A 9,288-nucleotide genomic window follows, 5' to 3' on the forward strand; every position below is an offset into this window, starting at 1 on the left:
AATTTCTGTTATTTTTCTTTCAACTCATCCGCCTTTTGCAAGTATTCTTTATCTTTCTTTCAGCTCATCCGCAATCTTCTTATACACCGGCATCGGAACATGGTACTTCTCGCCCATGCGGACCACCTCATATACGAGCCCATCGATCTCTGACTGCTTTCCTTCCATCACATCTCTCTGCATGGATGTCGTGGACTCCGGTGCGAGATGGGATAAGATCTCAAGGTTGACTTTCACATAGTCTCTCTCAAACGGAACCCCCATCGCCTCCGCCAACACCATGATCTCGCGGATCATCGCCTTGAACGCCTCGCGCTCCTCGCCCTCTCTCTGAAAATCTGCCGCTGTGGCATGATAGTAAAGGCCTGCAGCACCGATCGGGGATACATAGGAGAATTTTTCCAGGGCATCCCGGCGGATATTTTCGGAAAGTTCCCCGGAGATTCCGCTATCGTTGAAGTCCTTCGCGATTTCCTTAAGTTCTTCCCGAAACTCGCTCTTTTCCCGGACGCCGAATACGACCCGCAGGATCTTTCCGTGCTGCACAAGGGCACCCGGGCCTTCGATGTTGGCGGACACATAGATACATCCATCCGTCACAAGAATTCCCGGCAGTTTTTCCTGAAGACGCCTACCTGTTCCGTAGATGTTGAGGATCGGGATCACGATCGTGCTCTTCTTTGCGATCTTCCGGATAAAAGGTACCGTGCTGTCCAGGGAATATCCCTTGACACACACGAGGATCACATCCGGCTTTTCTTCCTCCCCTGCTGTCTCGATCTTTTTCTCATAAGATTCCATATTTTCCGCCTGCACTGGGATCGTCTCCACAGTTTCATCCCAGAGATGGCGGACGGTAAGTCCATGTTCCTTCATAGCGGCAAGATGAGCATTTCTCGCAATCAGCGTCACGTTTTTTCCCGCCTTTGTCATATAGGCACCAAGAATTCCTCCGGTGCCTCCTGCACCGATGATCAGATATTTCATAATATTTTTCTCCTCGATCAGTCTGCCTGATGCTCTACCTCATAGGCATGTTCTTCTTTGATCTTCTTTAATGTTTCCGGCTCGCGGATCAGATCCAACGCTGTAAATGCAAGCACCTTCGCGCCAAGAAGAATCGAATCCAGTCCCTTCTGTGAGCATGCCGCAGCAACCATTTCCTTGCTGTGGCCCTTGATCGGCTCATCGCTGATATTGATGGTCGGCTGGATCGCCGGAACAACCTGGGAAACATTTCCGATGTCGGTGGATCCCATCATGCGGTCTCCTGCCGGTTTCGCTGTCTCGCCGAACAGTTTCAGGTTCTTCTCATAAACTGCATCAAAGGACGGAGTCGGCACCATATTCTCTACCCAGTTCTGATACGGCTTCATGCTGCCCTTTGCGCCCATTGCCATTGCGGAAGCTTCCACGATCCGCTCTACCTTCGCGTACACATCCTTTAAAGTGCTGGATGCAGCCGCTCTCAGATAAAATTTTGCTGCCGCATAATCCGGTACTGTGTTCGGCGCCTGTCCACCGTTTACGATGATTCCGTGGATACGCACATCATCGCTTAAATGCTGGCGCAGGGCATTGATGGAATTGTATGTCTGGATCAATGCGTCTAAAGCATTGATTCCCTGTTCCGGTGCCGCAGCCGCGTGGGATGCCTTGCCCCAGAACTCGATATCGATCGGTACGCAGCCTAGTGTCTTTGAGGTAAGCTGATGGCCAACGCCCGGATGTGCGGAAAGTGCCGCATCGACGTCCTTAAAGTAGCCCTCACGGACGAAACTTCCCTTTGCACTTCCATTCTCTCCGCCTTCCTCGCCAGGAGTTCCGTAGAGACGTACCTCACCGCCGACCTCATCGATCACGCTCTTTAACGCCGCAGCCGCCAGAGAAGAAGTTGCTCCAAACAGGTTATGTCCACAGCCATGTCCAAGTCCTACAAGGGCATCGTACTCCGCAAGGAAAACCATGACCGGACCGGGTTTCCCGGATTTATAGCTCGCCGCAAAACCGGTTCTGTGACCAGCTGCCGGCATCTCTACCTCGAATCCCACGCTCTTAATCTGATCTGCAAGACGTTTGGAAGCGAAAAACTCATAATTGCTGACCTCCGGCTTCTCATGGATCTCCAAAGCGATCTGCTGATATGTCTTGCCGTTTGCCTCTACATAATCCACAATTTTCTTCTGTAATTCGTCCATTATCCACAATCTCCTTTTCTTTTATCCCATAAATTCACTGCAATATTCTTATAAGGAAAAAGACCTGACAAAAACCTACTTGTCAGGTCTCTTAATGCGTATTATAGTTCTTTTCGCCTAAATTTTCCAGTCTTTTCTTCCGATTTCACCGATCTGTTCCGGCAATTATTTTCCTACTCTTACTTCCTCAAACTCCTCCTGGATCTCCTTTGACGGCTCACCGGTCGCAAGGCTGACAACAATCAGACAGAGCATTGCAATGATAAACGCCGGAAGAAGCTCATACACATTCCATGCACCGCCTAACGGACGAACGCAGTATTTCCATACAAATACCATGACTCCGCCTGCGATCATACCAGCAAGCGCACCGTTCCTGTTGGAACGTTTCCAGAATAATGCCGCAAGAACGACAGGTCCAAACACTGCACCGAATCCAGCCCAAGCGAAGGACACGATTCCAAATACGGAGCTGTCAGGATTTCCCGCTAAAAATACTGCGATCACTGCGATAAAGAGGACCGTCGCCCGGGCAACATGGATCGTTCTCTTCTCCGTAAGGTTTACGCCAAACATCCCCTTTAACAGGTTCTCAGAAACAGCGGAAGATGCCGCAAGAAGCTGGGAATCTGCGGTGGACATCGTGCAGGCTAAGATTCCGGCGAGTGTGATACCTGCTCCGATGATCGCGAGGAACCCATGCTGGCTTAAGAGTGTCGCAACCTGAATGATGATCGTCTCCGAAGCGGATCCCTTTAACTCTGCCATCACGCCATTCTTTGAGAGGCTGTAACCGACAACGCCGATAAAGATCGCAACTGCCATAGAGATAACGACCCATACCGTCGCGATGCGTCTGGAAAGTGATATATTCTCCTCGTTTTCCGTCGCCATAAAGCGGAGAAGCACATGCGGAACTCCAAAGTAACCAAGCCCCCAGGCAAGAGTAGAGACGGTTGTTATGGTTCCATAAGAGGAAGCGGTTCCTGCCTCGCTGTTATATGTAGCTGTTAATGATAAAAAGCCCGGAAGTTCTCTCGCATTTGCAATAACTGTGCTGACACCGCCGCTCATGGATACGCCGAAGCATACCACAAGGACAAGTGCGATCGTCATAACAATACTCTGGATCAGATCCGTAAAGCTCGCCGCCATGAATCCACCGAGTGCTGTGTAACCGACAATAACGACAGCACTGATCAGCATAGCCGCCGTATACGGAATTCCGAATAATGTGGAGAACAGTTTTCCACATGCCGCGAATCCGGACGCTGTATACGGGACAAAAAAGATAATAATAAAAATTGCGGAAATTCCCAATAACAGTTTCGAATCATCACGATACCTGTTTGCAAAGAAATCCGGCAGTGTGATCGAATTCGTCTTTGCGCTGTATCTCCTGATGCGTTTCGCCACGATCAGCCAGTTTAAATAGGTACCGATGGCAAGTCCGATCGCAGTCCAGGATGCATCACAGATACCGCTGAGATAAGCCACTCCCGGCAATCCCATCAGCAGCCAGCTGCTCATATCCGATGCCTCCGCGCTCATGGCAGTCACAAAAGGACCTAATTTTCTTCCGCCAAGATAGAAATCGCTGGAGTCATTGTTTCCTTTAGAATAGAAGAAACCGATTGCCAGCATCATCACCAGATAGGCAATGATCACAAGAAAAACACCGATGATTGCTCCATTCATTTTTCATACTTCCTCTCATTTTAGTCTGCTATATTAGTTTAATAAAGCGTTAATGTAGTTTAGTATATCAGAAAATGGCCGGATTGCAAGTGTTTTCTGGGGATTTGTGTCCGAAAAAAGGTCGGCACATTTCCCGTGCCGACCTTTTCCTGCCTTTGTTCAATTTTCATGAGATCCTGATCTCGGTATCATTACCGCTTCTCATCCCAGCTTCCGTCCTCCCGGACAAACCAGCCGTCCAGTGTCATGCGGTTCGCGAACATGATTCCCTTTGTTCCGTCGGAAACCGGATTAAAGTAATACCACTTTCCGTCGATCTGGACCCAGCCGGTCTTCATTCCGGTGTTGGCATCCACGTAGAACCAGTTTCCGTAAACCGGATCAAAGATCCATCCGGTAGCCAGATAGCCATCTGTATCAAATGCCCACCAGTTTCCATCGATCTGAATCCACTCATAACTCTGAGCTGCCGAAGAATTGCCGGATCCGGAATTTACTGCTCCCGCTGCCTTCGGATAACTTCCGTCTGCGTAGCGGAACCACCAGCCTGCGTTTGTCTGTATCCAGTGACTGTAGCCATCATTCAGGCTTCCGTTGTCATTCTTTAACATTTCTTCGGTAAGTGTCTTTCCGGAAACAATACCGTAATTTTCATTCACATAGCCTTTTTTCGCATCCTTCGCGGTCGCTCCCTGTCCCGGATTGTTGGTTCCGGATTTCGGCATCTTGCTGTTCGCCGGTTTGGAAGTTTCCTCATAGTCGTCATTGTCACTCTCCGGATAGCGTGCTGTCAGAACACCATTCTTCCAGATGATCGCGTAGTTCTTTGCAGAAAGTCCGGACGGAACGATCTCATAAGCAGACTCACGGCTTTCCACTGTGTAATCGCAGGTTACAACCAGAGTTCCGGTAAGAACCGCTTCCGTCTCGCCGTTTACAAATCCATCATAAACAACTGTATACTCCGGTGCTTTTGCTCCGAATACAACATTCTTATCCTCTGCAGTGATCACAAGCGGAGCCTGTGTGATCGCAAAGTCGTAGGAAACACTTCCCTCTGTGTAATTCTTTCCTTCCGAAACACTGTAAGCCACACGGTACTCTCCCACATCGACCGGATCAGACGTTAAGACCTCATTCGTCTCCCGGTTCGTAATCACACGGCTCATCGTTCCGTCCCCGTCCGTTACCGGAGTCAGATCCACAGCTTTTCCGTCATAGACGCGAGTTGTATACAGGTTTGCAGAATCGGTAAATACCGGAGTTCTGCGCTGTACTTTCAATGTACCCGGTACAACCTCGACCTTATAGTTCTTCAGGCCATCTACCACTGCCTGAACCGCATACTCCCCGACATCATTGCCTTTTGTATATGCAGTGACAAATGATAAAACCGCATGCTGATTTTCAAGAGTTTCTTCTCCTACCATGCCCTTTACTGAATCAACGGTAAACTTCGGAGCTTCTTCCAGATAGGTTGTCTCCTGATCTGCTGTCACAACCTGAATCTCTTTCTGCGTGATCGTTACAATCGCGCTTCCTGTGTAAGGTTTGTAGTTCGGTGCTGTGATCTGATAGTAAACCGTATAAGTTCCGGTGCATCTGTTCCGTTATAAGTATCCGGCTCCAGTCCGTATTCTACCACCTCATCTTTTACAAGCTCATCCTGTACAGAAACCTCAATCACATGTGAATGACCATCATAGATTCCTTCATATCCATTTGCCGTGACGTTTTTCATCTCGGCTTCTGTGATTGCAAATTCATACGAAATTAAACCTGCCTGATAATTGGTTCCCTCTGCGACCGAATACGTAGCCTTATAGGTTCCCACATTGACCGGATCCGTTGTCAGAACATCACCCGTCTCTGTATTTTCAACGATATAACTTCTTGCACCGTCTCCATCTGTCGATGGTGTGAGATCCACAGAAGTTCCATCGTAGACTCTGCTTCCATCCAGATTTTCTTTTATCTCTCCGTTTTCTCCTTTATCACTATCCTCAGCAAGCACCCCCCCTGACAAATTTTTAACAGCATTTGCCGGTGTCATGCGCATTGCCTGTGCATTCATAATTCCTTCCATCCTCGCGAAGTCGGAAAGCTCATCCGCAAATGTTGTCAGACCGAACTACGCATTCTGTATACATAGGATTGCCGCCATTCCGATCGCGGCTGCTCTTTGAAGTCGTTTTCTCATACTGCCATCTCCTTTGTGTTGTCATCATAAGACTTTTTTCCTAATATATCGAACTTTTCACCAGCTCAAATATCAGACTTTATTCTACTATTTTTCATTTGCCAATCAATAGACTTGGAACGAATAGACTTGCAACAGGAACGAATAGCTGCTATCTGCTGTTCACAAATTCGATCTCCGAAATATTGAACAGGATGCAGCCGCAGTGCCCCGGAAAAGTCGGGAAGCATGTGACCTTCAGATTCGCATCGATTTCCGGGCTGTAGTCGATGAGCTCCAGTTTCTCCCCGTAAAGGACGGCCCGTTCATAGCTTCGAAGCCATTTGGAATCCATATTGCTGAAAAGACTTCCGAATGAATTTCCGATCAGCCGGTCTAACGGCAGTTTTTCCAGCCTCGCAAGTTCCGGATTTCCATAGCGGAAGATCCAGTCAACTGCTCGTTTCTCCTCATCAAATACCATCTCGATATCCGTAAATGCGAATGGGAGTTGATCGAAACTGCGGTAATAGTCATGGTACTCATCATTCGTCATCGGGACCCCATGATTCTGAAATTCCCGGATCATGCCCTGCTGGACATTCCGGAGTGTTTTCATGATCTCCCCTTTCTTACGGGCCGTATACCCCAGGGATTCCCCATTACTGAGATTGATGGTATCTGTGACGTTGTGAATTGCCATGACAGCCACAAGGCAGCCGCGATGCACCCGCAAAAATCCGTCCCCGATCTTCTCCTCAATCTCCCCAAGCGTCATCGTCGTCCGATACACCTGGTCTCCCAGCACATGGATATTTGCGTATTTTCCATTCATCAGAACATATAAGATCGTACTCACTCTTAAAGCGATCGTTTTCCTCGCCGAGACGATCGTTATGTATCTTTCTTCCGGCATGTAACATTTCCTCCGTAAGATTTTATATTTTATTGAAGCTTTTATATCTGAAATTATAAGTGGATTTCACAGCAGAATCAATTCTTCCTGCACATGATGTCGAAATTTGGATTTTTGAGATTCCCAAACACAGAAAGACATAAAAGGAGAAGTAAACAAATCGAATAGCAGAATGATGAGACAATCACTTCGCAATATATCAGCTTTATTTTGATATATTGCGAAGTATAATATCTAGATAAAGTCAGTGCTACGTAGCTCCCTGAAAAAGATGCACACTTTTATATTTCTTTTAGCAAAAATGCCATATAGAGTGGAAGTGTAAGTATCTGTTCCGCACGTCCAACATTATAGTCTCCAAGTTTGATTGCATGACTGACATGGTATTTTTCAGGATGATTCAGGATTGTTCTGGTGCTTTTTGTATTACCTGTAGATGCTTTTACCTCTACCAATGTGCATTCACCTTTATAACGGATCACAAAATCCACCTCAAGTCCACTGTCTTTATGGAAATAGTAAAGTTTTCTTCCCATTTTACTGAAAATATCAGCAATCAGATTTTCGAAAACTGCTCCTTTATAAGCATGAAGATTTCCTTGAAGAATATCGTATTGCGTACCATCCTCCAACATGCTGACAAACAGACCACAATCGCGCATATACACTTTAAATGTATTTTCTTCTGCATTTCCGTCTAAAGGCAGTTCCGTAATACTAAGATTATAACAGCGCACAATAATACCTGCATCCTCGATCCATTGCAAGCTTCCAGCATACTTTGAAGCGGTAGATCCCTTTTTGACAATTGAATACTGAAATTTCTTATTTTCTTTACTGAGTTGTTTAGGAATAGACTGAAAACATTCTTTGATCCTTGATTTATCTTTTTTTTCTGCGTATTTTATCATATCATCTTCATATGACCGAACAATATCTCGTTGAATCTGTAGAACTTCGTCCATCTGTTTTGTGCTTACAAATGTCTGTACCACATCCGGCATGCCGCCAACAACTGTATACTGCAAGAGCAACTGTTTCATACGCTTGTGCAATGCTTCCGGAACTGTTTTTTCATTCTGCAAACATGTTTTCAACAGTTCAATCACCGGAGTTTCAATTCCATTTGCCCACAGGAATTCTTCAAAATCCAGTGGATACATATCAATTACCGTTTCCGACCCAACTGGGACCGATTTTGGTTCTTTTCCATATCCTTTTACACCCAAAAGTGATCCCGTACCTATCACATCGTAACGCCCATCCATGCGAAAAAATTTCAAAGCTGTTCGAGCTTCTGGGCACTCCTGAATTTCATCCAGGACTAAAACAGTATTGCCACTTTCAAAGACTGCTTCCTTACCAAGTAAGGCCGAGAGCATCATAACAATCGTATCTACTTCCAGAGAGCCTGAGAATACAGCAACATAGTCTGGATTTTCAAAAAAATTCAAATACACAACATTTTTATAATTTTTCTTTGCGAAATCAAGAACAGAAAATGTTTTGCCACATTGCCTGCACCCCTTAATAATCAATGGTTTTCGATTTTCTGTGTTTTTCCAAGCGATTAATTTTTTTTCAATTTTTCTTTTCAGCATAATGATTTCACCTCTTTTCTATAGAGTACAACGGAATATTCATTTTTTCAAGGGAGTTATATAAGATATAACAAACTTTTTTAAACGACTTTTTGATAAAATATAAACTTTTTCAAGTGACTTTTTCGATAAAGTGCAAACTTTTTCAAGCAACTTTTTATAATAGACACCGCTGGTAAATGATTTTTTCACAAAAAAAGGACATCCACACTGGATATCCTTATAAAAAAGAGCACGAGGCGTCGCAGAACGTCCGAGAGACGTTCGCCTGCGACGACCGGAGCGAAGCGTAGACATTCGAACCGTTCAAACCCGGCAGGGCTCGAACACTCAAGAAACCTGCTGTCCACTTGATGATCCTTTCATTTTAGTTACTTATCCACACTTCATCTGCATCGCAAACTCTTTTTCCACAAAAAAAGAGGATACCCACACTGGATATCCTCAAAAAGCGAGCACGAGACGGGATTCGAACCCGCGACCCTCGCCTTGGCAAGGCGATACTCCACCACTGAGCCACTCGTGCATAGGTAACATACCTTCAAAACCACATATTGAAAATCATCTTTACCGTTTCATCAACCAACCAGACCTTCCTGGATAAGCCCTCGACCGATTAGTAACAGTCAGCTCCATGCATTACTGCACTTCCACCTCTGCCCTATCTACCTCGTCGTCTTCAAGGGGTCTTACTTC

General features: G+C 46.0%; 7 protein-coding genes, 1 tRNA gene and 1 rRNA gene. All 9 read right to left on the reverse strand.

Translation table 11 applies throughout. The features are described 5' to 3' along the window. Positions 1-48 precede the first annotated feature (48 nt). Complete coding sequence (locus V2546_RS14020; protein WP_329752655.1) at positions 49-987, reverse strand: 2-dehydropantoate 2-reductase; 939 nt, start codon at positions 985-987, stop codon at positions 49-51. 17 nt (positions 988-1,004) lie between these two features. Further along, positions 1,005-2,198 (reverse strand): M20 family metallopeptidase, encoded by a 1,194-nt coding sequence (locus tag V2546_RS14025; protein ID WP_329752656.1) that lies wholly within the window; start codon positions 2,196-2,198, stop codon positions 1,005-1,007. Positions 2,199-2,363: 165 nt separating this feature from the next. Further along, positions 2,364-3,896, reverse strand: a complete 1,533-nt coding sequence (locus V2546_RS14030; RefSeq protein WP_329752657.1) for a sodium/proline symporter — start codon at positions 3,894-3,896, stop codon at positions 2,364-2,366. Between the two features lie 191 nt (positions 3,897-4,087). Next, a complete protein-coding gene (locus V2546_RS14035; protein WP_329752658.1) occupies positions 4,088-5,395 on the reverse strand; it encodes an MBG domain-containing protein in 1,308 nt (435 codons plus the stop codon). A 26-nt stretch (positions 5,396-5,421) separates the two neighbouring features. Then, positions 5,422-5,970, reverse strand: coding sequence for a hypothetical protein (locus tag V2546_RS14040; RefSeq protein ID WP_329752659.1), 549 nt, complete (start codon positions 5,968-5,970; stop codon positions 5,422-5,424). 277 nt (positions 5,971-6,247) lie between these two features. Next, positions 6,248-6,991: a LytTR family transcriptional regulator DNA-binding domain-containing protein gene (locus V2546_RS14045; protein ID WP_329752660.1), complete on the reverse strand. Its 744-nt coding sequence runs from the start codon at positions 6,989-6,991 to the stop codon at positions 6,248-6,250. A gap of 281 nt (positions 6,992-7,272) precedes the next feature. Beyond that, positions 7,273-8,592, reverse strand: a complete 1,320-nt coding sequence (locus tag V2546_RS14050) for an ATP-binding protein (protein ID WP_117471125.1) — start codon at positions 8,590-8,592, stop codon at positions 7,273-7,275. A 454-nt stretch (positions 8,593-9,046) separates the two neighbouring features. Continuing rightward, positions 9,047-9,118: transfer RNA gene (locus V2546_RS14055), tRNA-Gly, on the reverse strand. Positions 9,119-9,188: 70 nt separating this feature from the next. Beyond that, a 23S ribosomal RNA gene (locus V2546_RS14060) occupies positions 9,189-9,288 on the reverse strand; the annotation flags it as partial.

Source organism: Clostridium sp. CM74B_53, from assembly GCF_036318045.1.
Taxonomy (GTDB): domain Bacteria; phylum Bacillota; class Clostridia; order Lachnospirales; family Lachnospiraceae; genus Pilosibacter.

Coding starts and splice junctions, on each gene's coding strand:
- V2546_RS14030 (WP_329752657.1), bottom strand. CDS start 3,896: ATGAATGGAGCAATCATCGGTGTTTTTCTTGTGATCATTGCCTATCTG.
- V2546_RS14040 (WP_329752659.1), bottom strand. CDS start 5,970: ATGAATGCACAGGCAATGCGCATGACACCGGCAAATGCTGTTAAAAAT.
- V2546_RS14020 (WP_329752655.1), bottom strand. CDS start 987: ATGAAATATCTGATCATCGGTGCAGGAGGCACCGGAGGAATTCTTGGT.
- V2546_RS14050 (WP_117471125.1), bottom strand. CDS start 8,592: ATGCTGAAAAGAAAAATTGAAAAAAAATTAATCGCTTGGAAAAACACA.
- V2546_RS14045 (WP_329752660.1), bottom strand. CDS start 6,991: ATGCCGGAAGAAAGATACATAACGATCGTCTCGGCGAGGAAAACGATC.
- V2546_RS14025 (WP_329752656.1), bottom strand. CDS start 2,198: ATGGACGAATTACAGAAGAAAATTGTGGATTATGTAGAGGCAAACGGC.